Annotated in this window: 31 protein-coding genes and 1 tRNA gene; 20 read left to right on the forward strand and 12 right to left on the reverse strand. The window is 70.0% G+C overall.

Features of this window, described 5'->3' with window-relative positions; translation table 11 throughout:
- The first annotated feature begins 203 nt into the window (after nucleotides 1–203).
- Genes nagA through ABEB28_RS12490 form a run of 5 tightly spaced genes read left to right on the forward strand, consistent with a single transcriptional unit; the run spans nucleotide 204 to nucleotide 4,389 of the window.
- Complete coding sequence (gene nagA / locus ABEB28_RS12470) at nucleotides 204–1,349, forward strand: N-acetylglucosamine-6-phosphate deacetylase (RefSeq protein WP_345728203.1); 1,146 nt, start codon at nucleotides 204–206, stop codon at nucleotides 1,347–1,349.
- A 9-nt stretch (nucleotides 1,350–1,358) separates the two neighbouring features.
- Nucleotides 1,359–2,339 (forward strand): Gfo/Idh/MocA family protein, encoded by a 981-nt coding sequence (locus ABEB28_RS12475; RefSeq protein ID WP_345728204.1) that lies wholly within the window; start codon nucleotides 1,359–1,361, stop codon nucleotides 2,337–2,339.
- A gap of 5 nt (nucleotides 2,340–2,344) precedes the next feature.
- Nucleotides 2,345–2,884 carry a YbaK/EbsC family protein gene (locus ABEB28_RS12480; protein ID WP_345728205.1) on the forward strand — a complete coding sequence of 180 codons (540 nt, stop codon included), beginning with the start codon at nucleotides 2,345–2,347 and terminating at the stop codon, nucleotides 2,882–2,884.
- A complete protein-coding gene (locus tag ABEB28_RS12485; RefSeq protein ID WP_345728206.1) occupies nucleotides 2,881–3,873 on the forward strand; it encodes a S66 family peptidase in 993 nt (330 codons plus the stop codon). The genes ABEB28_RS12480 and ABEB28_RS12485 overlap by 4 nt, the downstream gene beginning before the upstream one ends.
- 45 nt (nucleotides 3,874–3,918) lie before the next feature.
- The gene (locus tag ABEB28_RS12490; protein WP_345728207.1) at nucleotides 3,919–4,389 is read left to right on the forward strand and encodes a pyridoxamine 5'-phosphate oxidase family protein; all 471 of its coding nucleotides are present in this window, start codon (nucleotides 3,919–3,921) and stop codon (nucleotides 4,387–4,389) included.
- Between the two features lie 53 nt (nucleotides 4,390–4,442).
- Here ABEB28_RS12490 and ABEB28_RS12495 read toward each other — a convergent pair whose 3' ends face one another.
- From ABEB28_RS12495 to ABEB28_RS12505, 3 genes are all read right to left on the reverse strand, one after another.
- Nucleotides 4,443–4,886, reverse strand: a complete 444-nt coding sequence (locus ABEB28_RS12495) for a hypothetical protein (protein WP_345728208.1) — start codon at nucleotides 4,884–4,886, stop codon at nucleotides 4,443–4,445.
- A gap of 417 nt (nucleotides 4,887–5,303) precedes the next feature.
- Complete coding sequence (locus tag ABEB28_RS12500) at nucleotides 5,304–6,425, reverse strand: MBL fold metallo-hydrolase (protein WP_345728629.1); 1,122 nt, start codon at nucleotides 6,423–6,425, stop codon at nucleotides 5,304–5,306.
- Nucleotides 6,426–6,608: 183 nt separating this feature from the next.
- Nucleotides 6,609–7,034 (reverse strand): hypothetical protein, encoded by a 426-nt coding sequence (locus ABEB28_RS12505; RefSeq protein WP_345728209.1) that lies wholly within the window; start codon nucleotides 7,032–7,034, stop codon nucleotides 6,609–6,611.
- A 142-nt stretch (nucleotides 7,035–7,176) separates the two neighbouring features.
- Between ABEB28_RS12505 and ABEB28_RS12510 the strand changes: the two genes are divergently transcribed.
- On the forward strand, nucleotides 7,177–7,551 hold the full coding sequence (locus ABEB28_RS12510; protein WP_345728210.1) for a hypothetical protein: 375 nt from the start codon (nucleotides 7,177–7,179) through the stop codon (nucleotides 7,549–7,551).
- Here the strand turns inward: ABEB28_RS12510 and ABEB28_RS12515 are convergent.
- Nucleotides 7,536–8,378: an alpha/beta fold hydrolase gene (locus ABEB28_RS12515; RefSeq protein ID WP_345728211.1), complete on the reverse strand. Its 843-nt coding sequence runs from the start codon at nucleotides 8,376–8,378 to the stop codon at nucleotides 7,536–7,538. The two genes, ABEB28_RS12510 and ABEB28_RS12515, sit on opposite strands and share 16 nt — an antisense overlap.
- Nucleotides 8,379–8,479: 101 nt before the next feature.
- Nucleotides 8,480–9,097 (reverse strand): NADPH-dependent F420 reductase, encoded by a 618-nt coding sequence (locus ABEB28_RS12520; protein ID WP_345728212.1) that lies wholly within the window; start codon nucleotides 9,095–9,097, stop codon nucleotides 8,480–8,482.
- A gap of 70 nt (nucleotides 9,098–9,167) precedes the next feature.
- Here ABEB28_RS12520 and ABEB28_RS12525 point away from each other — a divergent pair, with 70 nt between their 5' ends.
- The 7 genes from ABEB28_RS12525 (at nucleotide 9,168) to ABEB28_RS12555 (ending at nucleotide 13,204) form a co-directional block, all read left to right on the forward strand.
- Nucleotides 9,168–9,533, forward strand: coding sequence for a winged helix-turn-helix transcriptional regulator (locus tag ABEB28_RS12525; protein WP_345728213.1), 366 nt, complete (start codon nucleotides 9,168–9,170; stop codon nucleotides 9,531–9,533).
- A 98-nt stretch (nucleotides 9,534–9,631) separates the two neighbouring features.
- Nucleotides 9,632–9,862, forward strand: a complete 231-nt coding sequence (locus tag ABEB28_RS12530; protein ID WP_345728214.1) for a hypothetical protein — start codon at nucleotides 9,632–9,634, stop codon at nucleotides 9,860–9,862.
- The gene (locus tag ABEB28_RS12535; RefSeq protein WP_345728215.1) at nucleotides 9,859–10,116 is read left to right on the forward strand and encodes a hypothetical protein; all 258 of its coding nucleotides are present in this window, start codon (nucleotides 9,859–9,861) and stop codon (nucleotides 10,114–10,116) included. Before ABEB28_RS12530 ends, ABEB28_RS12535 begins: the two co-directional genes overlap by 4 nt.
- A 90-nt stretch (nucleotides 10,117–10,206) precedes the next feature.
- Nucleotides 10,207–10,584: an ArsR/SmtB family transcription factor gene (locus tag ABEB28_RS12540; protein WP_345728216.1), complete on the forward strand. Its 378-nt coding sequence runs from the start codon at nucleotides 10,207–10,209 to the stop codon at nucleotides 10,582–10,584.
- On the forward strand, nucleotides 10,565–11,044 hold the full coding sequence (locus tag ABEB28_RS12545; RefSeq protein ID WP_345728217.1) for an SRPBCC family protein: 480 nt from the start codon (nucleotides 10,565–10,567) through the stop codon (nucleotides 11,042–11,044). The genes ABEB28_RS12540 and ABEB28_RS12545 overlap by 20 nt, the downstream gene beginning before the upstream one ends.
- A gap of 103 nt (nucleotides 11,045–11,147) precedes the next feature.
- On the forward strand, nucleotides 11,148–12,125 hold the full coding sequence (locus ABEB28_RS12550) for a methyltransferase (RefSeq protein ID WP_345728218.1): 978 nt from the start codon (nucleotides 11,148–11,150) through the stop codon (nucleotides 12,123–12,125).
- Nucleotides 12,122–13,204 carry a carboxylate-amine ligase gene (locus ABEB28_RS12555; protein ID WP_345728219.1) on the forward strand — a complete coding sequence of 361 codons (1,083 nt, stop codon included), beginning with the start codon at nucleotides 12,122–12,124 and terminating at the stop codon, nucleotides 13,202–13,204. Before ABEB28_RS12550 ends, ABEB28_RS12555 begins: the two co-directional genes overlap by 4 nt.
- Here the strand turns inward: ABEB28_RS12555 and ABEB28_RS12560 are convergent, their stop codons facing one another.
- Together ABEB28_RS12560 and ABEB28_RS12565 are read right to left on the reverse strand one after the other, a co-directional pair.
- Nucleotides 13,205–13,468, reverse strand: coding sequence for a DUF6343 family protein (locus ABEB28_RS12560; RefSeq protein WP_345728220.1), 264 nt, complete (start codon nucleotides 13,466–13,468; stop codon nucleotides 13,205–13,207).
- Nucleotides 13,469–13,477: 9 nt separating this feature from the next.
- Nucleotides 13,478–14,128 carry a TetR/AcrR family transcriptional regulator gene (locus ABEB28_RS12565; protein WP_345728221.1) on the reverse strand — a complete coding sequence of 217 codons (651 nt, stop codon included), beginning with the start codon at nucleotides 14,126–14,128 and terminating at the stop codon, nucleotides 13,478–13,480.
- A 79-nt stretch (nucleotides 14,129–14,207) separates the two neighbouring features.
- Between ABEB28_RS12565 and ABEB28_RS12570 the strand changes: the two genes are divergently transcribed.
- The 3 genes from ABEB28_RS12570 (at nucleotide 14,208) to ABEB28_RS12580 (ending at nucleotide 16,341) form a co-directional block, all read left to right on the forward strand.
- The gene (locus ABEB28_RS12570) at nucleotides 14,208–14,570 is read left to right on the forward strand and encodes a hypothetical protein (protein ID WP_345728222.1); all 363 of its coding nucleotides are present in this window, start codon (nucleotides 14,208–14,210) and stop codon (nucleotides 14,568–14,570) included.
- A 66-nt stretch (nucleotides 14,571–14,636) separates the two neighbouring features.
- A complete protein-coding gene (locus ABEB28_RS12575) occupies nucleotides 14,637–15,188 on the forward strand; it encodes a GNAT family N-acetyltransferase (RefSeq protein WP_345728223.1) in 552 nt (183 codons plus the stop codon).
- A gap of 487 nt (nucleotides 15,189–15,675) precedes the next feature.
- Entirely contained in the window at nucleotides 15,676–16,341 is a 666-nt protein-coding gene (locus ABEB28_RS12580; protein ID WP_345728224.1) for a hypothetical protein, read from the forward strand.
- A gap of 32 nt (nucleotides 16,342–16,373) precedes the next feature.
- Here ABEB28_RS12580 and ABEB28_RS12585 read toward each other — a convergent pair whose 3' ends face one another.
- On the reverse strand, nucleotides 16,374–16,622 hold the full coding sequence (locus tag ABEB28_RS12585; protein ID WP_345728225.1) for a hypothetical protein: 249 nt from the start codon (nucleotides 16,620–16,622) through the stop codon (nucleotides 16,374–16,376).
- A 3-nt stretch (nucleotides 16,623–16,625) separates the two neighbouring features.
- Nucleotides 16,626–16,865: a hypothetical protein gene (locus tag ABEB28_RS12590; protein WP_345728226.1), complete on the reverse strand. Its 240-nt coding sequence runs from the start codon at nucleotides 16,863–16,865 to the stop codon at nucleotides 16,626–16,628.
- 355 nt (nucleotides 16,866–17,220) lie between these two features.
- Between ABEB28_RS12590 and ABEB28_RS12595 the strand changes: the two genes are divergently transcribed.
- A complete protein-coding gene (locus ABEB28_RS12595; RefSeq protein ID WP_345728227.1) occupies nucleotides 17,221–17,622 on the forward strand; it encodes a hypothetical protein in 402 nt (133 codons plus the stop codon).
- Nucleotides 17,623–17,706: 84 nt separating this feature from the next.
- Nucleotides 17,707–18,006 carry a 4a-hydroxytetrahydrobiopterin dehydratase gene (locus ABEB28_RS12600; protein WP_345728228.1) on the forward strand — a complete coding sequence of 100 codons (300 nt, stop codon included), beginning with the start codon at nucleotides 17,707–17,709 and terminating at the stop codon, nucleotides 18,004–18,006.
- A gap of 135 nt (nucleotides 18,007–18,141) precedes the next feature.
- On the opposite strand, the gene ABEB28_RS12605 is transcribed toward ABEB28_RS12600, so the two are convergent.
- The 3 genes from ABEB28_RS12605 to ABEB28_RS12615 all read right to left on the reverse strand — a co-directional run bounded on the left by ABEB28_RS12605 (nucleotide 18,142) and on the right by ABEB28_RS12615 (nucleotide 19,973).
- Nucleotides 18,142–18,214: transfer RNA gene (locus tag ABEB28_RS12605), tRNA-Thr, on the reverse strand.
- Nucleotides 18,215–18,264: 50 nt separating this feature from the next.
- Nucleotides 18,265–18,834, reverse strand: a complete 570-nt coding sequence (locus ABEB28_RS12610) for a hypothetical protein (protein ID WP_345728229.1) — start codon at nucleotides 18,832–18,834, stop codon at nucleotides 18,265–18,267.
- A 65-nt stretch (nucleotides 18,835–18,899) separates the two neighbouring features.
- Nucleotides 18,900–19,973: a LacI family DNA-binding transcriptional regulator gene (locus ABEB28_RS12615; protein ID WP_345728230.1), complete on the reverse strand. Its 1,074-nt coding sequence runs from the start codon at nucleotides 19,971–19,973 to the stop codon at nucleotides 18,900–18,902.
- A gap of 351 nt (nucleotides 19,974–20,324) precedes the next feature.
- Here ABEB28_RS12615 and ABEB28_RS12620 point away from each other — a divergent pair, with 351 nt between their 5' ends.
- Together ABEB28_RS12620 and ABEB28_RS12625 are read left to right on the forward strand one after the other, a co-directional pair.
- The gene (locus tag ABEB28_RS12620; protein WP_345728231.1) at nucleotides 20,325–21,413 is read left to right on the forward strand and encodes an ABC transporter ATP-binding protein; all 1,089 of its coding nucleotides are present in this window, start codon (nucleotides 20,325–20,327) and stop codon (nucleotides 21,411–21,413) included.
- Nucleotides 21,414–21,547: 134 nt separating this feature from the next.
- Nucleotides 21,548–22,075, forward strand: coding sequence for a VanZ family protein (locus ABEB28_RS12625; protein WP_345728232.1), 528 nt, complete (start codon nucleotides 21,548–21,550; stop codon nucleotides 22,073–22,075).
- Nucleotides 22,076–22,103: the final 28 nt, after the last annotated feature.

Genomic DNA, 22,103 nt, shown 5'->3' on the forward strand with positions numbered 1-22,103 from the left:
TAGCGAGGGCGATGACCGGATGACCCTTGTGGCGCGGCAGCGACCCCACTCTAGCCATCCGATCGGCTCCGGACGGGGCGGTGTGAACAGTCTGGCGTCAGCGGGGATCAGGCGGCCGGACACAATTGGCCGAAGGTACGATGACCAACGGTCATGATCTGCGTCATCCCAGGGTCATGATCTGACCCCGGCGGAGGAGCGGCATGACCGTGCTATCCGACGCCACACTGGTGCTTCCGGTCGGTGTCGTCCAGGGTGGCTGGGTGGCCGTCGCCGACGGTCGGATCACCGCGGTCGGTGGGCCCGAGCGGTCCCGGCCCCGTGATCCAGACGTCGTCGACCTCGGTGGATGCTGGGTCGTCCCGGGTTTCGTGGACCTACACGTCCACGGTGGGGGCGGCGAGTGTTACGACGACGCCGGGCCGGAAACGATCGGGGCGATCAGCTCGCTGCACCGCGCACACGGCACCACCACCGCACTGGCCAGCCTCGCCACCGCACCGCTGGACGAGATGCTGCGCGCCGCAGGAATCCTGGCCGATCGGGTCGATTCCGGAGCGCTCGCCGGCATCCACGCCGAGGGCCCGTTCCTCTCCCCCGCGCACGCCGGTGAACAGGATCCGGCCGCGATGCTCGTGCCGGACCCGGACGTGCTGTCCCGGCTGCTCGACGCGTGCCGAGGTCATCTGCGCGTCCTCACCGTCGCTCCCGAGCTGCCCGGCGCGTTGGAACTGGTCAAGCGGGCCGTCGACCAGGACGTGGCAGTGTCGATCGGGCACACCGGCGCCGGGTACGAGCGGACGCTCTCCGCCATCGAGGCCGGCGCCACGCTCGCGACCCACCTGTTCCACGCGCAGCCCGGCCCGCAGCAGCGCGAACCCGGCGCCGTCGCCGCGCTGCTGGAGCACCCGGACGTCGTCGTGCAGCTGATCGCCGACGGCATCCACCTCCATGACGCGTTGCTCGCGATGGTGTTCCGACTCTGCGGCTCCGATCGGGTCGCGCTGGTCACCAACGCGATGGCCGCGGCCGGTGCCGGCGACGGGCGGTACACGCTGGGCACGCGGGAGGTCGAGGTGCGCGGCGGGGTGGCACTGTTCAAAGACACCGGGACGCTCGCCGGCAGCACGCTGACCCAGGACGCCGCCCTGCGCCGGGCGGTGGACGCCGGGGTGCCGCTGCTGGACGTCGTCACTGCGCTGAGCGCCACCCCGGCGCGCGCGATCGGGCTCGGCGGCCGGGTGGGCGCGCTGGTGCCGGGGCTGGCGGCCGACCTGCTGGTGCTGGGTCCGCGTCTGGAGGTCGACGGCGTGATGGTCGGCGGGAGCTGGCTGCGCGCGCCCCACTAACCTGGGCCGGTGGAGAAGCCGCTGCGCTGGGGAATTCTGGGTACCGGGTCGATCGCCCGCTCGTTCACGCACGACCTGCTGACGCTGGACGGCCACGAGGTCGTCGCGGTGGGTTCGCGGGCCGCCGAGACCGCGCAGGCGTTCGCCGACGCGCACGGCATCCCGCGGGCACACGCGTCCTACCAGGCCCTCGCCGAGGACGCCGAGGTGGACGTCGTCTACGTCGCGACACCGCACTCCGGCCACGCGGCGGCGGCCCTCACCTGCATCGCGGCCGGGCGCGGCGTCCTGGTGGAGAAGCCGTTCACGCTGGACGCCGTTTCCGCGGCCGAGGTGGTCGACGCCGCCCGCGCGGCCGGCGTGTTCTGCATGGAAGCGATGTGGACCCGATTCAACCCGGCGGTCGCCCGGATGCGGGAACTGCTCGCCGACGGCGCGATCGGTGAGGTGGTGTCGATCCACGCCGACTTCGGGTTCCCGGCGCCGTACGACCCGGCCGGCCGCCTGTTCTCCCCGGAGCTGGGCGGCGGCGCTCTGCTCGACCTCGGTGTCTACCCGATCTCCCTGGCCTCGATGGTGCTGGGCGCACCGTCGACCGTGCTGGCGACCGCCGGGCTGGCGCCGACCGGCGTCGACGCCAACACCGGCATCGTGCTCGGCTACGACTCCGGCGCGGTGGCGGTGCTGCACTGCTCGCTGCGTGGTTCGTCGCCGATCCGCGCCACGATCGTGGGCACCGCCGGACGAATGGAGCTGCCCACACCGTTCTTCCGGGCGGAGGCGCTGACGTTGGTGCGGTCCGACGCCGAGCCGGTGACCGAGACGTTCGAGCTGCCCGGCCTCGGCTACACGTTCCAGGCCGAAGAGGTGGCGCGCTGCGTGCGCGCCGGGCTGACCGAGTCGTCGCTGATGACGCTCGACGAGACGCTGTCGATCATGCGCACGCTCGATGAGGTGCGCGCGGCGGTCGCGCCCCCTGTGGTTGGCTAGAACTCATGTCCGAGACGCTCAACTGGCTATCCGCCGCTGACCACCCCGAGTTGCTCGCCGCTCCGGTGACGAGCGTCGTGGAGCGACTGACCAAGGAAGGCCGCGAAGTTCAGGTAGCGGCGATCGACCCGGCCGACGCGGACACCGAGGCGTTCTGCGCGCGGTACGGCGAGCCGCTGGACGAATCGGCGAACTGCGTCGTCGTGGCCGGCAAGCGGGGCGGCGTCCTGAAGTACGCCGCCTGCCTGGTCCTGGCCACGACCCGCGCGGACATCAACGGGCTCGTCCGGCGCCACCTCGACGTCCGCAAGGTGTCGTTCGCCCCGCTGGACGAGGTGGTGACCGCCACCGCGATGGCCTACGGCGGAGTCACCCCGCTGGGCCTGCCTGCCGACTGGCCGGTGCTGGTCGACGGAGCCGTCGCGGCCAGTACCGGCGTGGTGATCGGCAGCGGCCTGCGCGAGTCGAAGTTGCGGGTCGCCGGTTCGACGCTGGCCGCGCTGCCCACCGCTCAGGTCCTGGACGGGCTCGGGGTAGTTCGGTGACGACGCTGCCGCCGCGGTTGAAGGCCGGCGACCGGATCCGGGTGGTCGCGCCGTCGATGTCGCTCAGCCTGGTGTCGGACGCCACCCGTACGGGCGCGGTCGCCCGGCTCACGGCGGAGTTCGGGTTCGACGTCACGTTCGGCGCGCACGTGGACGAGTCGGGGCCGCTGGGCACCGGACCGATCGCCGGACGCGTCGCCGACCTGCACGACGCGTTCGCCGACCCGACCGTGGCCGGCATCCTCACGGTGCTCGGCGGGTTCCACGCCAACCAGCTGCTCCCCCACCTCGACTACGACCTGATCCGAGCCAACCCGAAGGTGTTCTGCGGGTTCTCCGACATCACCGCGCTGCAGGGTGCTCTGCTCGCCCGCGCCGGCCTGGTCACGTACTCCGGCCCGCACTTCTCGACGTTCGCGATGCAGGAGCACAACGAGGCGACGATCGAGGCGTTCCGCCGCTGCGTCTTCGAGGACGCTCCGGTCAGCTGGGTTCCGGCGTCGGCCTGGACCGACGACGAGTGGTACCGACTGCAGGACACCGCGGAGGGACGGGACGCACCGGCGCGGAACGAGGGCTGGTGGGTGCTGCAGCCGGGCACCGCGAACGGCCCGCTGGTGGGTGGCAACCTCTGCACGCTCAACCTGCTGCAGGGCACCCCGTACTGGCCGGATCTGGACGGCGCGGTGCTGGTGATCGAGGACGATTTCGAGTCGCACGCGCACGACTTCGCCCGCAACCTCACGTCGCTCCTGCAGACCGGCATCGGGGTCCGAGGGCTCGTGGTGGGCCGCTTCCAGCGGAAGAGCGGCGTCGACCAGGAGCTGCTGCGGCACATCGTCACCAGCGCACCGCAGTTGGCCGGCGTGCCGGTGCTGGCGAACGTCGACGTGGGCCACACCAACCCGCTCTATACGTTCCCGGTCGGCGGTTCGTGTTACCTGGCCGCCGAGCCGGGCGCCGTGGAGATCGTGCTCACTCGGCACTAGAAACGTTGCCGTTTCCTGTCAGGGTTTCGCTGCAGACTGTCGCACATGGCGAAGTGGGAACAGTTCTCCGCAGAGGCACCAGACCTCGCGGCAGCGATCAAGGCACGGTTCACGGCGACGAAGCACCACGTGTTGGCGACCCTCCGGGCCGACGGGTCTCCGCGGGTGAGCGGCACCGAGGTCGAATTCCGCGGCCCGGACCTGATCTTCGGGTCGATGTGGCAGGCGCGAAAGGCTCTGGACCTGCGGCGTGACGGCCGGATGGCGATCCACGCCAACCCCGGCGACGGCTCGATGGAGGGCGGTGACGCCAAGATCAGCGGCGTCGCGGTGGAGGTCGTCGCCGAAGCGGAGCTGAGCGCGTTCGGCGACGATCAGCACCCACCGGAGCCGTCCCATCTCTTCCAGATCGACATCCGGGAAGCGGTACTGATCTCGGTCGACCACGAGCGCAACCTGATGATCGTCGAGCTGTGGCGTCCGGGCCGGCCGGTGCAGCGCACCGAACGAACTTAGGCGACCATGCTCCCCCCGCGGGTGGCCGGTGTCCGCACCGGCCACCCCCGGATTCACGGCGCGGGTGTCGCCCAGGCAGTACGCCACTCCGAGCAGATGTCCCGCCACGGCGCCTGCCGGTCACGGCAGACCTTCCAGAGCACGCGGTGCGGCGGTGACGCATCCGCCGTCGGCGCGTATCCGGTGACCGAGCTCGTGCGGCCGGCGCCTTGCCGGTGGTAGATCGAGCGCACGCCGCCGCTGGTCGTCCGCCAACCCACGTAAACCGAGTCCCCGTCCCGGTTCAGATCCGTGATCCCGCAGATGATCCGGACGAGATGCGCGCTGACCGCGGCCGCGACGCAGTCGGCGGCCCCGCCGTCGGTGGTGCTGCCGGTGGCGGTCCGGGGCGCCGCCGCAGCGAGCGGCAGACCGACGCCGAGCATCGCCAGTACGACCAACCCCGCGATGACGACCACGCGCTGCCCGGTGGCCCCCGCCCGTAGCGCGCTCGGCATCCGGTGCGCCCCCCGACGCAGACGCCGCCGTTTCTGGACCCGGTGTAACCCTTTCGGCACGGTTCTGCCCCTCCCCAGATTGACGAGGACACCGCACTGCATCCTCGGAGATCCGTCCGGATTCAACTAATTACGCTAAGTAGTGAACGCGCATCGCGCTGCCCCACCGGTTCATCCATCCGGTCAGCAGTCACCCTGCCCCTGTGGCCGAGGTGAATGGGACTTGCGGCGCTTCGCCCGGAAACGCGTCGACGCCGCCCCCCGAATAGGGGGCGGCGTCGGGAACGACATCAGACCAGGCGCCCGGAGGGACGTCGGAATGGCGTCGGCGCGAACGCGCACCGGCCCGCGCGGGGAGGGGAGGCGCGGGCGGCGGTGCACGGCCGGGCGCGGCCGTTACAGCACGGAAATCCGAGGTCAGGCGATCGGTCGCCACCAACCGTCCGGCATCCGCGGAGCGTCCACGTCGACGACCTCACCGGGGCGTGGGACCGCGACCCGGACGCCGCACTGGGCCGCCTCGGCGAGCAGCCGCTCGACCGGCTCGGACCAATCGTGCAGCGCCAGGTTGAACGTCCCCCAGTGCACCGGAACGAGCAGACCACCGTTCACCGCGACGTGCGCGGCGACACCTTCCTCGGGTGTCATGTGAATATCGGGCCAATACGGTGCGTAGGCACCGATCTGGATCAGCGCCAAGTCGAACGGCCCGTGCGCCGCGCCGATCGTGGTGTAACCCTCGAAGTAACCGGAGTCCCCGGTGTAGAACACCTTGCGGTCGGCGCCCGCGACCACCCACGAGGCCCAGAGCGTCGCGTTGTCGGAACGGAGCCGCCCGGAGAAGTGGCGAGCCGCGGTCGCGGTGAAACCCAGGCCGGCGATGGTCGCGGTCTCGTCCCAGTCCAGTTCGACGATCCGGGACGACGGAACGCCCCAGCGCTCGAGGTGGGCGCCGACCCCGAGCGGCACCAGGAACGATGCCTCCTGCAGCCGGGCGAGCGTCCGGATGCTGGCCTCGTCGAGGTGGTCGTAGTGGTCGTGGGAGATGACGACCGCGTCGATCTTCGGAAGCTCACCGAGTTCGAGCGGCACCGGGTGCAGCCGTCGCGGGCCGGCCAGCGACGACGGCGAGCAACGCTCGCTCCAGACCGGGTCGAACAGCACCCGGCGGCCTTCGATCTCCAGGAGGACGGTGGCGTGACCGAGCCAGGTGGTGCGCAGACCGGCCGCAGCGGGGGCCGCCAGCTCGGCGAACGATGGGGTGACGACCGGAACGGGCTTGCTCGGCCGTCGGCGCTGACGGCCGAAGAGGAGCTCGCTGACCATGTTGCGGCCCCCGGGTACCCCGGTCGGGGCCACCGACGCCGGATCCTCGTTCTGGAACGCGCCGTCGCGGTACCGCGGCGACTGACGCATCCGATCCAGCCGGGCACCGGCGGGGCGGCCGCCCAGCGCGGAGGGGATGTCCCTGGCGGCCCAGGCGAGCGATGCGGCGACGCCGGTCACCGCCAGCGCGGTGAACAGCGACCTGCTGCCCACCGATCGGCCGCTCGCGGTGGCCGTGTCGACGAGTCGGGACGAGCGGAGCAGTTCGTCCGATAAGAAGTTCTTCGACACGCCGGATCCCCTAACCCTCAGACCTGCACCCTCAACCGGTCGCACAACGAATAAGAGAGGTCACCGGGTGCCGTGATACCGAACCGCGACGTAGCTCACACCGGACTACGAGGTCGACGTTGCGCGCTGCTGCCGACCTGCGGTCATCGTGTGCGCGCACCACACGGTGTGGCCGACGTTCTGCGCCACCAGGACGCCGTCGACCTTGATCCGGCACCGCAGCTCGACAGCGGTCGCCGGCGGCGGGAGCACCGGCTCCTCGGCGATCCGGACCTCGCCGAACAAGTAGAGATCGGTCACGTCCGGGTAGTGGAACGTCAGTTCGCGGTCCCAGGACGAGCCGAAGTGAATGCTCCTCTTGTCCGCGAGCGGCTTCAGCGAATAGCTGGCCTTCATGTCCGCGTAGGTCGAGGGACGGACGGTCTCGAGTTCGAACGACACGATGTGCGTCTCGGTGGACGGCACCGCGCGCAACGCCGTACAGCCGGTCATCAGTAACAGCCCGGCGACCAGCACGACGAGCTGCCGCATCCCTGAACCTCCATCACCTCTCCTGCGGCAGCTTAGTGTCCCGTCGCCAACATGCCAAAAGAACCTTTGATGCCTATTTAGACGTTTCGCCAGCACCGATGTTCGCGCTGCCGGTATCGGCGGGATTCGTTACGGTAATCCGATGGCCCGAGGAACGCTGATCGCGGAAAGCCTCGAAGTCGGCACGGTCGTCGAGGATCTCTCGCTCCGCGTGGACCGGCTCGAACGCGTCCGGCCGACGAACGTCTCACCGGAGCAGACGGCTGCTGGGGCGCCCCCCGAGTGGACGCTCCTGTTCTTCGACGTCGCCGACGAGGACGCCGAGCGGCTGGCGGACGTGCTCGCCGGCTCCCTCGGTTCGTTCGGCTGGTACGTCGACTTCACCACCGACGACGAGACGTTCGTCGTGTTCGCCCGCCGGGTGTTCCGGTACCGCCGCGGCGATGATGCCGGGCGGGCCGAGGCGCAGGCCTACGCGCTCTCGGTGGGCGTACCGGTGAGTCAGACGGACTGGTGAGACACCCGCCTGGCGACGAACGAGGCGATGTCCGCGGCGACCGTGGCTGATGCGTTGAGGTCGGGTGCGTTGTGGTCGAGCTCCGGACGGATGCGGCAATCGGCGTCAGGCATCAGCTGGTGCAGCCTTCGGAGGGCGGTGGTCAGGTAGTCCGCCGTACGCCCACCGCCCAGCAGCAGGGTCGGTGACCGGACGCTCGCGTACCGGCGTCCGTCGGAGTCCAGCCGAGCGATCTCGGCGACCTCGGCCGGTGTCGCCGACATCATCGACCTGGCCGCCTCCCCGTCCGCGCCGTGCAGCAGCAGGTGGGCGAGTCCTCGATAGACGAACATCGGCGCGTCGCCGAGCGGCACCATCCGGGTCCCCTTGAGGAACGTCGCCATCGCCGCGCTGTGCCGCCCGAGCGCGAGGTGGCGCCGGAACTCCGGCAACCAACTCGCGTCGAACGATCCGCCGATGCTCACCGTCGGCTCGTAGACGACCAGCGCGTCGACCGGTCGCCACAGCGCCAGGTGGAGCGCGACCAGCCCCCCGTGACCGTGCCCGAACAAGAGATCGGACCCCGTCTCCCGCAGCACCGCGAACACGTCCGCGGCCTCCGCCTCGATGCTGTAGTGCGGTCCCTGCGGGCCGCTACGCCCGTGCCCGCGCCGATCGACGACGTGCACCGTGAAGTCTCCGGAGAGCTCGCGGGCCAGTCCGTCGTAGTGGTGCGCCCTGCGGTTGTTGTCGGGGACGACGACGAGGCCGGGACCTCGTCCGGTACTGAGCACGTCGATCGGCGTACCGTCCGCCGACCGTACGATGCAGGTCGAAACAGTGCTCATCACATGGCGCTCCTTCGCCGGCCGGCCGCTTGCAGATCAGTGTGCGGATTCGACCTGTTAGGACGCTGATAGAGCGCTGACAGACCCGTGGCGGGCCGGTCTCAGCAGGCGATCGCCAGCCCGAACGGCACCGGCCCGAGCGTCCGGACCGTCGGGCGAACCGCGAGCACGAACCCCTCCACCCAGCGCGCCGTCGGCAGCCCGCCGAGGTCGAGCACCTGGTCGGCCACCCAGCCCAGGTCACCGAGCAGGGACCGCGTCACTGCTTTGGCGTCCACGTCGTCCCCGGAGAGGAAGGCGGTCACCGGCGCGCCCGGGTGCGCCATGAGCGAGACGTGCATCGTGTTGAGCGTCTTGACGATCCGCGCGGTCGGGAGCGCGGCCTGCAGCTCTTCGGCGAGGCTGCTGCCGGGGTAACGCAGGCCGGCGGCGAACCCGTCCGGGCCGGTGTGCACGGCGTTGGCGACGTCGACGAGCACGGCACCGGCGGGCACCGGGAGCCCGGCGAGCACCTCCACCGCGACGTCGCCGGGGAGGCCGTTCACCACGACGTCCGCCTGCGCGACGGCGTCCACCGCGGCGCGAACGGTCGTACCCGCGACCGGTACCGTGCCCGCGGGCCGGCGGGAGCCGAAGACCACTGGGTGGCCGGCGGCCACGAGCGGTCCGGCGAGCGTCCGGGCGACGGCCCCGGTGCCGAGGATGGCGATTCGTGTCATACGCCGACGCTATTTTCGAATCGAACGCTCGCGGGAGTAGGCACTTCGAAGTACCCACCGGGAGGAACCCATGACGCCCGAGGCCTATCTGACCGCCGTCGGCGCCTGCCCCGGCCATCGGGTGCTCGACCGCCTCGGCGACAAGTGGGTCAGCCTGGTGCTCAAGGAGCTGGGCGAGGGGCCCTGCCGGTCCGGCGAGCTGAGCCGGACGCTGGCGGGCGTGAGCCGGAAGATGCTCACCCAGACGCTGCGCGGCCTCGAGCGCGACGGGTTGGTGGCCCGGACGACGACCGGCGGAGCGCCCTCTCAGGTCGAGTACCGCCTGACACCGCTCGGCCGCGGGTTGCGCGAAGCCATGCTCGTGGTGGTCGGCTGGGCAGAGGCCCACATCGGGGAGGTGGACGCCGCCCGGGCGGCTTACGACGGGAATTGCTGAAAGTTGGCATCCCACTTTCGGTGTGGAGCCGATTGCTTCGGGTAGGGGCGAGCGGAATCGCCTTGTCCGGGCAGGGCCTGATCCCAGGGAGCGGAACCGTGGGTCTCGTCTGGCACCGACCATTGACGTCCGAAGACGTCGCGACCGCCTATCGGTTGCTCGAGTTACACCAGCCGATCAAGCCTTACCGAGGCGAGGCGGTCTGCGGCAACGCCGGCCACTGGACCTCGCCCCCGGCGTGGCCCTGCACGCGTGCGCGGTGGGCACACGAGGTGCTGGCCGCGGCCGAGCGCGGCGAGATACCGGACGATCTGCGAGCACCGGCATGAACCGACCGCCGGACGCCCCGGCCCAGGAGACTCCCGATTTGGGGCTGACCGCAGGCGACATCGTCGCGCTCGTCGCCCAGCAGATCGAGATCCGTGGCGCCCGGCCCACGCTGACCAGCGAGTCGAAGGAAGCCGCCGAGCGCGCCGCTGGGCAGTTGCTGGACTCCCTCGGCGGCTGGGATGCCGCGCAGTCACCGGCCGTCGTCGCCCACGCCAACGGCGCGGAACACCCCCCGCCGCCTCCCCCGGGCTAACCCTCCGAGCAGCTTCTTCAACCTATCGGTTGACAACACCACGGACGCTCCTTCTTGTTCAACCAGCTGGTTGAACAAGAAGGAGCGTCCGTGGCGGCCGATCCGCTCTCCCGCGTCTTCTCGGCGCTCGCCGACCCGACCCGACGCGACATCGTGGCCCGGCTCGCCGTCGGCGACGCGACCGTCAACGAACTCGCGGCGCCGTACGAGGTGAGCGTTCAGGCGGTCTCCAAGCACCTCAAGGTGCTGGAGGACGCCGGACTGGTGAGCCGGAGCCGGGAGGCACAACGCCGCCCGGTGCACCTGGAAGCGGAGGTGTTCGACCTGATGACTGCGTGGATCGAGCGATATCGGCGACAGGCTGAGGCCCGGTACCGCCGCCTGGACGAGGTCCTGCGGGACCTGCCCGACGAACCGCCCCGACCCGATCACCCCCAAGGAGGCAGCCATGCCCACCCACACCCGTGAGACGGAGATCGTCGCCGACCCGACCGTCCCGCTGATCCGGATGACCCGGGAGTTCGACGCTCCGCCGGAGAAGGTCTTCCGCGCCCACGTCGATCCCGATCTGCTCGTGCAGTGGCTCGGCCCGGCGAAGAACGAGATGGTGATCGATCACTTCGACTGCCGAACCGGCGGCTCGTACCGCTACCTGCACGTGGACGGCGATGCCCAGTACGGGTTCCACGGGAGCTTCCACGAGGTGCGCCCGTTCGAGCTGATCATCCAGACGTTCACGTTCGAAGGGGCGGGCGACGGCGTCTCGCTGGAGAAGGTCGTGTTCGAAGACCTCGGCGACGGCCGGACCCGCCTGGTGTCCACGGCGATGGTCGACAGCTTCGAGGAGCGGGACGCCTGGCTGGTCAACGGCATGCAGGAAGGCGTCCGCGAGGGTTACCAGCGGCTGGACACCCTGCTGGCGAGCTGACCGTGATCGAGCGGTGCCGCGATCGCTACGGTCGCGGCACCGTTGTGACGGCTGGGCGCTTTCGACCGGAATAGGAACGCCGTTTCTGGGCAGAGACGCCGACATGACTACGACACACAGCGCGGTGGTCGGGGCTCCCGACGAGACCCGGCGCGACGAGGCTCTGATTCAGCTCGGGCAGGCGCTCAAGGCCCTGGGTTACATGTTCACGACCGTCACCCCGGTCACCCACGAGCGGGTCAACCGGCGTCCGGACAACGCCTGGGCGCACGACCTGCGCGGCGCTCTCGGCTGGAGCCGCCCGTTCCGGCCGGACACGCTCCCGCCGTCGATCGTCGAGGCGATGGACGCCGCCGGCGTGCTGCACCGCGACGGTGACACCTGGCGCAGCCTCGTGCGGTTCTCCAGCTACGACGACGAGCTGTTCGTGCACTCGGCGTTTCCGACCAGCGCACCGGACGCGGTGTTCTTCGGGCCGGACACCTATCGGATGGCCGACGCCGCGGCGGCACACGTCGAGTCATGGCGGGGCCGACCGATCCGCCGTGCGGTGGACATCGGCTGCGGCACCGGCGCCGGGGCCATCGCGGTCGCCAAGCGAGCCCCGGACGCCGAGGTGCTGGCCGTCGACATCAACGAGAACGCGCTGCGGTACGCCGAGGTCAACGTCGCGCTGGCCGGCACGGACGGCGTCCACCCGTGCCGCAGCAACCTGCTGCACGACGTCAGCGGGTCCTTCGACTTGATCATCTCCAACCCGCCGTTCATGGTCGACCCGGCCGGGCGCGCGTACCGCGACGGCGGCGGGCCCGGCGGGCACGCGCTCTCGCTCGACATCATCGACGTGGCCGCCGAGCGGCTGGAACCCGGTGGTTCGCTGGTTCTGTTCAGTGGTGTCGGCATCGTCGACGGGCGTGACTCGCTCCGCGCCGCCGCCGCGGAACGACTGGCTGGTACCGACCTCACCTGGACCTACCGCGAGGTCGACCCGGACGTCTACGACGAAGAGCTGGACGGCGACGCGTACGGGAACGCCGAGCGGATCGCGGTCGTGCTGCTGACCGCAGTGCGCGCCGAGTGAACACCGCACCAGGCCGGGCCACGGTCGGCGTCGAGGAGGAGTTCCTCCTCCTCGACCCGGTCACCGGCGAGAACGTGCCGCTGGTCGAGCAACTCCTGGCGAAGCTCCCGGACGACCTGCGGGACCGGACCCGGCTCGAGTTCCGCCACTGCATGCTCGAGCTGGTGACAGCCCCGGCCGTCGACCTGACCGACGTGCGGGAGCAGCTGAACCGGCTGCGGTCGGCGGCGGCCTCTGCCGCGACGAGCGTCGGGGCGGGCGTGGCGCCGGTGGCCGCGACCCCGGTCGCCGACACCGACCGGCAGGCCACCGACGACGAGCGGTTCGCCGCGATCGCCCGGCACTACGGCCCGATCGCGCACGATCCGGCGGTGTGCGGCTGCCACGTGCACGTCGGCGTGCCGTCCCGGGCAGCGGCGATCGACGTGTGCCGACGGATCCGACCGTGGTTGCCGGTCGTCCAGGCGCTGGCCGCGAACTCGCCGCTGTACCTCGGCGCCGACACCGGGTACGCGAGCTGGCGGTCGGTGCAGCTCGACCGCTGGCCGAGTCTCGGGCCGATTCCGCACCTGGAATCCGTGGACGACTACGACCGGGCCGTGGCGGCACTCGTCGCCTCCGGCGCGATGCTCGACGAGACGATGGTGCTCTGGCACGTCCGTCCGTCGGCCACGTACCCGACGGTGGAGGTACGGGTCGCCGACGTGTGTCCCACGGTCGACGACACGGTGCTGGTGGCCGGTCTGGTGCGCGGCCTCGTCGCGACCGCGCTCGGGAGTTCTTCTGACGCCGGGCGCGTCCCGGATCACCTGCTGCACGCCGCCCACTGGAACGCCGCGCGCACCGGGCTGACCGGCACGCTGCTGGATCCCCGCGACGGACGAGCCCGCCCGGCGTGGTCGCTGGTGGACGAACTGGTCGACACGATCGGCCCGGAGCTGCGACGGCACGGCGATCTGGACGTCGTCACCGCGCAGTTGGAGCGGCTGCGCCGCGACGGAACCGGAGCCGACCGCCAGCGCCGAACGCTGGCGCGCACCGACAGCATCGCCGCGGTCCTCGCCGAACTGACCTGCTAGTTACTCGAACAACGAGCCGCTATCGGAGCCGGCCCGGTTCCGAGCCCGCCGTCGCAACTGGATGACGACCAGGTCGACCAGCGCCACGACCGCTAGCGCCACCATGATCCAGGCGGGTACGGCCTGGTCGGCGACGAACAGCAGGACCGCGAGCACCGCGGAGACGACGAACCCGAACGCGGCCAGGACGAGCCGCAGGTTGAGCGGACTGTACGCGTGGCCGACGGTGCCCCGCCGACCCGGAGGCTGAGCGCTGAGAGGCATGCTCTGGCGCTACCCGGGTTCGCCGGCTCCATTCGCCGAGTGGCCGCCGCTCTTCGTCGCGGCCTCGGCTTTGATGCCAGCGAGCAGCAACCGCAGGCCGTATTCGAACTGATCGGCCGAGCCGACGACCGGCAAGTCGACGCCTGCGGCATCCAGCGCATCGACAGCCCGGGCCGCCTGGTGCCAGCGGGGGTCGCGCTCGCCGGCCCGGACCGCCATCGCCAACGCCGCGGCCAGGTAGGCGACCAGCGCTTGCGAGGCCCGGACGACGTCGGCGGGGGGCAGACCGGCGTCGGCGAGGGCGGTCAGCACGGCGGCGCCGAGCCGCTGTCCGTTCGCGCCGAGCGGCGGGCGGGACGCGATGTGGGCGGCGATGCCCGGGTGCCGCAGCGCCGCAGCGCGGATGCCGTCAAGAACCTCGCGGAGCCGCACGTCCCACGGCGCGTCCGCATCCGGCTCGACGACGTCGGCGAGCGCCTGGTCAGCGACCGCGTCGAGCAGCGCTTCGCGGTCGCCGAAGTGCCGGTAGAGCGCCATCGGGTCGCAGCCGAGCTCGGCGGCGATCCGCCGCATGGACATCGCCTTCGGTCCGTCCCGATCGCCGACCTGGAGGGCGGCCGCCGTGATCACCGTCGGGCTCAGCGTGCGTTGCCGGGGCATGCGCCAAATCTACGCCGTAGACATTCAGGAGCACGCATGTCTACGCTGTAGACAACCACGAATTACCGGAGGTGGCTCGATGCCCGTCGTCCAGGCTGCTCGTCTCCTTGCGCTCTTCCTGAGCGCAACCACGTTCGCGTTCCTGTTCCTCCACGACAGCTGGCGTACCGACAACCTGTTCCTGGTCCCTGATCTGCTGCTCTGCGCCGCACTGGTGGCCGCAGCCGCCGTCCCGGCCGAGCGAGGCCTGCCGTACCTGCTCGCCGCGTTCGGATATACGTCCGGCGTCCTGACCACCGCGGCGTTCGAGTACGTGGCCCAGGGGCAACTCGGCGTTCCGAGCCTGCTGGGCGCGCTCGGCGCGGTCGCGGTCACCGTCCTACTCGCTCGCGCCGTCGCCACACCGGCCCGGGTTGCCGCCCCCGTCCCTGCCGAACGCTGATCCCGCGTCTCCTCGGCGGCCATGCTGCCGGAGTGCCGGCCGAATCCCCTTTGCGACCATGGAGGCGTGACGTACCAGGTGCGGCGAATTCGTCCCGACGATTGGCTGGAGCTCCGTCGTCTTCGACTGGAAGCGCTGAAAGACTCCCCGCTGGCCTTCGTCGAGCAGTACGACGACGCGATCGCGCTCCCGGACAGCGCCTGGCAGGAGCGGGCGCGCTCCACCGCCACCGGACGAGAGGGAGCACGCTTCGTCGCCGCGGACCCAGCCGGCCAACTCGTCGCCACGGCCGGCGTGTTCCGCGAGCCGGAGATCCTCGACCACACCTCGGCGATGCTCGTCGGCGTCTACGTCACGCCTGCCTACCGAGGCCCGGAGCGGCGCACGGCAGCGGCGGTCACCGACGCCGCCGTCGAGTGGGCGCGCACCGAGTTGCGCGCGGATCGCATCCGGCTGTTCGTCCTGGCGATCAACGAACGCGCGAAGTCCTTCTACCGACGCGCCGGCTTCGCCGAAACCGGCGAAACGATGCGCTACCCGCCCGACCCTAGTTACCTGGAGCTAGAAATGGCGTGCGCGAGCAGCCCTCGGAGAGCTGCCGAGGCAGTCGAACCCTGACCGCCTCCGGGGACCACCGCGGCGCCATGAGCGCGACGACTCGCGCCCGAGCGATCCGGCGGCGCGCTTCGGCCGCTTGGGTCCGGGCCACCGCGGATTCCTCCCGTGACAGCCGACTTTCATTCCTCGTCACACCAGCGAAGAAGTGCAGATCTCGTGAGCAGCGGCGCGCGTGGTGACAATCGAGCATCACGCGCGCGATCCGACGAACGGCGTCACCACCGGGGCCCCTGCCGCGCGGGGCTCGGGCGGCGGCCGAAGGCCGCCCTTGATCTATGTAAGGGAACTTTGAACACAGCGACGTCTGACCGGCACCGCGGCAAGCCCGCCGCTCACCGGAGATAGAACCCCGCCTGGCTGCGCTCTGTCTCGTGCCGTGGCCGGGCGGGGCCGTAGAGCGGGGATAGCGCAGTCGGCAGCGCAGCGGTTCCAGGCGTCCAGGATGTGCGGCTCGATACTGTGCGCCCAACAGCGGGAGGGCGTCAGCATGGCAGTGCTCATCGACAGCAGCCGGATCCGACCGGGCCGGGTCTGGTACGTCATCGTCAGCGTCGTGTTCGGTCTCAGCCTGATCGCCGGAATCGCTGTGTTCTTGTTCGGAGTCTCGAAAGCGAACGACGCCGACCCGAAGGTGCTGACACAGTCGAGCGGCTCCACGCCCACGCAGGTCTTGCTCGGCTACGACACCAGCTACGTGATCTACGTCGAGCAGAGCGCCAGCACGCCGACCTGCACGGCGAACCCGTCCTCTGACATCGCGCTCAGGCGGCCGCAGGACGACCCGCTGTTCAAGCGGCTGCATAAAGACGGCCGCTTCGATCACGGCGGCAAGACCTGGAAGCCGGCGGTGACGGTCTTCCCTCACAGGACCCACACGGTCGCCCTCTCCTGCGGGAGCACGCCGTTCCTCGTCGGCGACCAGGCGCCAATCACGGGCAGATTCTTCGGCGGTGCTGCCGGATTGGTCGGCCTGCCTTGCATCGGCTTTGTGATCGCGATGATCATCGGGTTGATCACGGTGATTCGTCGCAGCGGCAGCAGGAAGCGGTTGCAGATCGAGGCGGCCGCCCCGTACGGCCCCAACGCCTACCAGCAGCCCGGTCCTTACCAGCAGCCCGGCCCGTACGGAGGCCAGTACCCGCCGCAGTACTGAGCGGCCCCTCTCCCACTCGAAATACCCGTGCATCATGTCGACGCGTCCTGACTGCCGCGGCCAGGCAATGCCAGGGCTCCGTAGGCGGCAAGAAGGATCGCAGCGCCGTACTCGGCTCCGCTGATCGCTTCGGCGCTGGTGGGTGGATTCAGCCCCCGAGCGGCGAGTAGATCGTGCACATGTGCGGCCAGATCTGCTGGGCTGATGGGCACCGACTCAGGCGGCAGGTCGGTCTCTGCGTCGATGTAGACCGTGCCGCGATTGGTAGCGAGCATTGCCACGACTCAGACCGCCGTTTCGACGGCAGGCAGGATCTCGCCGCGGTCGTCGGCGGCGAGCACATCAACGGCCCACCGATGGTGGTCGCACGGCCACAGCGGCGCGTAAATCTGGTGCGTGGCCGACGCACACAGCCGGACCGGGTTATCAGGGTGACCAGTGGGCGCGCAGGGCTGGTGCTGGTTGATGATTCCGCGTGCGGTCTCGACGTCATCGGGCACTTCCGGCAGCAGCTCACCCAGCACTACGCCGCTGACATGATGCTCGGGCCGCTCGCGCTCCTGGAGACGATCGCGGCGCAGTGCAGACTGATCGGTGGCCTGATCGACGCGGCCGACGGCCCGACTCGGCGGAACATGGCCCGATCGGCGTGGCCTATTCGACGTTCGCGGCCTGGCTGCACCTCGACGCAGGCGACCCGGGCGGCGCGCTGCGGTGGCACGACGTAGCTCAGGAATGGGCTTACCGTGCCCAGGACCGGGTAGCGGTTGCGCGTGCGCTCGTGGACCGAGCGATGGCGCGAACCGATCTCGGCACGGGTGCCGCCGTGGTGGACCTCTGCGAGGCTGCCCTACTGGACGGAGCCGTCTCCATCCCGAGGTGCGGGTCTTCGCCTACCAGCAGCAAGCACACGGTGCGTCGCTGCTGAACGACCGGGCCGAGGTCGATCGGCTCCTCGACACCGCCGGGGCGCTGATCGGCTCCGTCGACGTCGAGCTGTGGGGCACCGCTTGCCTGCGTACTCCGCACTACGTCGAGGTCCAGCGGGCCACCTGTTACGGGCGGCTGGGAGTCCCCCGCGAGGCCGAGCGCATCTGGTCGCAGATCCTGCCGGAAGCTCCGCCGTCAGCTCGCCGAGACGTCGGGGTGTGGTCTGCCCGGCGCGCTCAGGCGGCAGCAGCGGCCGGGGAGCCTGAGCAGGCGGTCGAGCTGGCACGTCAGTCGGTGGCAATCGCCGTGACACCGGGTCAGCCCGCGCTCGCCGGGAGCTGGCCGCGCTGAACGTAGCCATGACCCCGTGGCAATCCGACCCGGTCGGGCGTGACCTGGCCGAGGCACTGGCACGGATCACCGGGAGGATCTGACGTGGCCGAGGCACTGACCCACGAAGAGATCGAGAAGCGCATCGCCGATCTGCCGGGTTGGACGACGGACGGTCGCAAGATCGAGCGCACGTACGACATCGCGCACATCCCCGGAGCGGCATTCGTCGTGCACATCGCGGCCATCCAGGACGACCTCGGACATCACTCCGACGCCACGCTCGGCTACCGGCAGCTGCACGTGTCGATCAGCTCCAGCGACCTGGGCGGACGCGTCGCCGAGCACGACATCGAGCTAGCCCGTCGCATCGAGGCAGCCGCACCCGCACACGGCGCGATCTAGTCGCGGAGAGTAATCACCCCCGCGAGCAATCCACCCTGGATCGACCGCCCCCAGGTACGCCGGTTCTCGGGGGGTAAGTGGGGGGCGCGAACCAGGGAGCGCCGAGGCCGGGCCCCCGCTGACCAGCAAGAAGAGAGCTGGTGAGGGGACTTGAACCCCTAACCGCCCGATTACAAGTCGGGTGCGCTGCCAATTGCGCCACACCAGCAGGTACGCCTGATCGTAGCCGCTCCCCACACACCCCTGCTGGGACGCTGCTCACTGATGGGTCTGTGCCCCCATCGCGAACTTCGTCAGGTCGGTCCAATCGAACGCCCCGATGGCGAGCGGCTCCGGCGGCGTCTGGTCGACCACCGCGTCCTCGAACTCCGGACGCCACCCACCGACCGTCGCGATCACACCCGACTCCAGGTAGCTGGCCACGTCCAGGTTGAACCACTGCCGGGACGTCGGCCTGCGCCCCGTCCCCGCTGGGCGCGGAGCGTCCAGGCCGAGGTAGCTGGCCTGGGAGCGTAAGGCCCCCGCGTCCGCCATCTCGTGCAAGTCGCAGACCTGCGCCCGGATCACCCGGGACCAGGCGGAGAAGCCGTCCATGACGTCGAGGTCGAGATCCTCCCGTGCCCAGTACCGCTCGAACGGCGGAGCGGACGCATCCAGGGCTTCGTGGATCCACTCCACCAGTTCGTCGGGCTCGAGCGCCTTCTCGTCGCTCCGGTCGTACCCGGTCGACCACCAGGCGCGCAGGAACTCCTCCAGCGGTCTACGGGTGGAGGACCCGAATCGGGACATCGCGAGGTACAGGTCACTGTTGGTTCGGACGGTGGGCACTCGACCATCCAACTAGACCCAGGGGTCCCTCCAACAGGGACCTGCGGCCAGTTAACCCAATCGACTCAGCGGGGTCCGGTCGTCGTCTGTCGGATGCGCAGTTCGGTCGGAATGGTTGCCCGCATGGTCGGCGTCTCGTCCCGGTCGTCGCGGCTGAGCAGACGCCAGGCGGCCCGGCCCTTCTCCGCGTGCGACTGGTGGATCGTCGTCAACCCGCTGATGCTGGCCTCGGGGATGTCGTCGAAGCCGGTGACCGAGAGGTCGCTCGGCACCTGCCGCCCCATCGCCTTGGCCGCCTGGATCGTGCCGAGGGCCAGGACGTCGGTGGTGCACGCGACCGCAGTCAGGTCGGGGTACTGGTCGAGCATCTCCTTGGCCGCGCCCGCTGCCGAGTCGATCGTGTTCTCCCAGCACTCCCAGACCGGAACGTCTTCCCGGTCGAGCGCCAGCCCGTCGAACAGGCCGTCGAGCCGCAGCCGCACGACGTCGTAGGGCGAGGACCGCTGGCGCTCCGGGGTGGCCTGGCCACCCGGTCCGCGCTGCGAGCTGATCCGGCTACAGATGATGCCGATCTTCCGGTGCCCCAGCTCGGCCAGGTGCGCGCCGGCCTTGGCGGCCGCCGCCCGGTCGTCGATACCGACGAAGTCGGCTCCGGTCGCGTTCAACGGTTCGTCGACAATGACGGTCGGCAGCGGACGCGCGAGCGCGGCTTCCAGGTGCGGGTCGTCGTTCGGCAACGAGTAGACGATGAAGCCGTCGACGGCGGCGGCCGCGGCGAGAGCCGGGTCGGTACCGGCGCCCGGCACCGCGGGGACGAGCAGAAGTCCGGTCTTCGCGTCCTCGCACTCACGCGCCAGGCCGGCGAGGAACTCCACCGCGGCGGGGTCACGGAACGCGTACGACAGGGCCTCGGTGAGGAGCAGCCCGATCGCGCCGGCCCGCCGCGTACGCAGCGAGCGCGCGAGCGGGTCGGGACCGGGATACCCGAGACGCTTCGCCGCCTCGAGGACGCGCTGACGCAGCTGGGGGGACAGCTGGTCAGGGCGGTTGTACGCGTTGGAGACGGTGGTGCGGGACACGCCGAGTTCCGCCGCCAACGACGCGAGCGTGGCGGTTCGACGGGGCTGCCGCTGGACCATGGGCGGACCCTAACCGATCAAGGGCGCTGCGTATACCCGCCAGTAACCGACCGACTTTGTGATGTAGGTCATCTGCACATACCTAGTGTGGGTTTGAAACGATTCATGGCGATAGACATTACTCTTTGCATAGACCCGTTTACTGATTGCGACTCGGTCTGATAATGATGAATCGGATCTAAAGCGCGTCCCTTTCACTCTCTTTCGCCGAACGGCAACGTCGCTGACATGCGGGAGATATGTTTGCTCCACGATCGGGCCTGATGCCCGTTCGCGGGAGGCGGAGCTGTCTGCACCGTCCTCACCACTCGGATCGTCCGGCACGTTCCTGCCGGTGGAAAGGACTGCACCATGGCTACGGTCACGTACAAGGGGGCCAGCCGGATTTACCCCGGCTCGACGAAGCCCGCCGTCGACAAGCTCGACCTCGAGATCCACGACGGCGAGTTCTTGGTCCTGGTCGGCCCCTCCGGTTGCGGCAAGTCGACGTCGCTGCGGATGCTCGCCGGCCTCGAGGACGTCAACGAGGGCGCGATCCTCATCAACGACAAGGACGTCTCGCACCTCCCGCCGAAGGCTCGCGACATCGCGATGGTCTTCCAGAACTACGCGCTCTACCCGCACATGACGGTCGCGGAGAACATGGGCTTCGCGCTGAAGCTCAAGAAGACGCCGAAGGCCGAGATCGCCGAGAAGGTCCGTGAGGCCGCGAAGCTGCTGGACCTGGAGCCCTACCTCGACCGCAAGCCGAAGGCCCTCTCCGGTGGTCAGCGCCAGCGGGTCGCGATGGGCCGGGCGATCGTGCGCCAGCCGCAGGTCTTCCTGATGGACGAGCCGCTCTCGAACCTCGACGCCAAGCTGCGCGTCCAGACCCGTTCGCAGATCGCCGCCCTGCAGAAGCGGCTCGGCATCACCACCGTCTACGTCACCCACGACCAGGTCGAGGCGCAGACCATGGGCCACCGGGTCGCGGTGCTCAAGGACGGCCTGCTCCTGCAGTGCGACACCCCCCGGGTGCTCTACGACAAGCCGGCCAACGCGTTCGTCGCCGGCTTCATCGGCTCCCCGGCCATGAACCTCAAGACGGTTCCGCTGACCGAGGACGGCGCACAGCTCGGCCCCATCGTCGTGCCGCTCACCCGCGAGCAGGTCAAGGCCGCCGGTGAGGGCGGCGCGAAGACGGTGACGATCGGTTTCCGCCCGGAGGCGATCAGCCTGGTCTCCGACGGCACCGGGCTTCCGGTGATCGTCGACCTGGTCGAGGAGCTCGGGTCGGACGCTTACGTCTACGGCCACGCGGAGATCGACAGCGAGGACACCCGGATCGTCACCCGCACCGACGGTCGGACGATCCCGGCGCTCGCCGACACCGTGCACCTGCAGATCGACAAGGACGAGGTGCACGCGTTCCACGCCGAGAGCGGCAAGCGCCTCGACTGAGGATTGTTCAGCCGGCCTCTGCGCTGCAGAGCTGAGCGGCTGAATGGTTCGCACTAGTTCGTAGTAGGAAAGACCTGCGCCGACGCATTCGGCGCAGGTCTTTCCACGTTCTGGGGGTCAGCATCGTCAGCGAGTTGTCAGCGATCGTGCTCGTCGCGGTGGTCGTCCTGGCGTTGGCAGCACTGGGGTGGCGACCGCTGGTACGGCACTCGGGAACCCATCCGCTCGTCGCGATCGGGTTGCTGCTGAGCCTGGCCGGGGTCGCGATCGTGACGCTCACTCCTGCGCCCACGCCGTTCGCGAACCACTGGCAGGGATGGGGATGCGTCCGAGCCGGCTGGCAGCCCGACTGGGTTCCGTGGCCGTTCGTGGGAACGATCAACGGGCGCAGCCTCAACGTCTGGATGTTCGTGCCGCTCGGTGCGTTCATCGCGCTGACCGGTACACGCAAGCCCGCGACGCTGTGGACGCCGTTCACGCTCGCGGCGTTCGCGACGCTCCTGCCGTTGGGGATCGAAGCGGCTCAACGGCTACTGCCGCTGAGCCGGTTCTGCGACACCCGGGACGTTGCGGACAACGTCTACGGGCTGCTGATCGGCGTCGGGCTGGGACTGGCGCTTCGGCCGGCCCGCCACCGCTTCCGTCAGCTGCTCCCGTCGTGACGCGCGCTCCCACGCCCAGATACGTCGA

The sequence above is a fragment of the Cryptosporangium minutisporangium genome (genome assembly GCF_039536245.1).
Lineage (GTDB): Bacteria > Actinomycetota > Actinomycetes > Mycobacteriales > Cryptosporangiaceae > Cryptosporangium > Cryptosporangium minutisporangium.

Bases quoted from the DNA above. Each gene is read 5' to 3' on its own strand.
- nagA (WP_345728203.1), top strand. From the start codon at position 204: ATGACCGTGCTATCCGACGCCACACTGGTGCTTCCGGTCGGTGTCGTC.
- ABEB28_RS12480 (WP_345728205.1), top strand. From the start codon at position 2,345: ATGTCCGAGACGCTCAACTGGCTATCCGCCGCTGACCACCCCGAGTTG.
- ABEB28_RS12490 (WP_345728207.1), top strand. From the start codon at position 3,919: ATGGCGAAGTGGGAACAGTTCTCCGCAGAGGCACCAGACCTCGCGGCA.
- ABEB28_RS12495 (WP_345728208.1), bottom strand. From the start codon at position 4,886: ATGCCGAGCGCGCTACGGGCGGGGGCCACCGGGCAGCGCGTGGTCGTC.
- ABEB28_RS12505 (WP_345728209.1), bottom strand. From the start codon at position 7,034: ATGCGGCAGCTCGTCGTGCTGGTCGCCGGGCTGTTACTGATGACCGGC.
- ABEB28_RS12510 (WP_345728210.1), top strand. From the start codon at position 7,177: ATGGCCCGAGGAACGCTGATCGCGGAAAGCCTCGAAGTCGGCACGGTC.
- ABEB28_RS12515 (WP_345728211.1), bottom strand. From the start codon at position 8,378: ATGAGCACTGTTTCGACCTGCATCGTACGGTCGGCGGACGGTACGCCG.
- ABEB28_RS12520 (WP_345728212.1), bottom strand. From the start codon at position 9,097: ATGACACGAATCGCCATCCTCGGCACCGGGGCCGTCGCCCGGACGCTC.
- ABEB28_RS12525 (WP_345728213.1), top strand. From the start codon at position 9,168: ATGACGCCCGAGGCCTATCTGACCGCCGTCGGCGCCTGCCCCGGCCAT.
- ABEB28_RS12535 (WP_345728215.1), top strand. From the start codon at position 9,859: ATGAACCGACCGCCGGACGCCCCGGCCCAGGAGACTCCCGATTTGGGG.
- ABEB28_RS12545 (WP_345728217.1), top strand. From the start codon at position 10,565: ATGCCCACCCACACCCGTGAGACGGAGATCGTCGCCGACCCGACCGTC.
- ABEB28_RS12550 (WP_345728218.1), top strand. From the start codon at position 11,148: ATGACTACGACACACAGCGCGGTGGTCGGGGCTCCCGACGAGACCCGG.
- ABEB28_RS12560 (WP_345728220.1), bottom strand. From the start codon at position 13,468: ATGCCTCTCAGCGCTCAGCCTCCGGGTCGGCGGGGCACCGTCGGCCAC.
- ABEB28_RS12565 (WP_345728221.1), bottom strand. From the start codon at position 14,128: ATGCCCCGGCAACGCACGCTGAGCCCGACGGTGATCACGGCGGCCGCC.
- ABEB28_RS12570 (WP_345728222.1), top strand. From the start codon at position 14,208: ATGCCCGTCGTCCAGGCTGCTCGTCTCCTTGCGCTCTTCCTGAGCGCA.
- ABEB28_RS12580 (WP_345728224.1), top strand. From the start codon at position 15,676: ATGGCAGTGCTCATCGACAGCAGCCGGATCCGACCGGGCCGGGTCTGG.
- ABEB28_RS12615 (WP_345728230.1), bottom strand. From the start codon at position 19,973: ATGGTCCAGCGGCAGCCCCGTCGAACCGCCACGCTCGCGTCGTTGGCG.
- ABEB28_RS12620 (WP_345728231.1), top strand. From the start codon at position 20,325: ATGGCTACGGTCACGTACAAGGGGGCCAGCCGGATTTACCCCGGCTCG.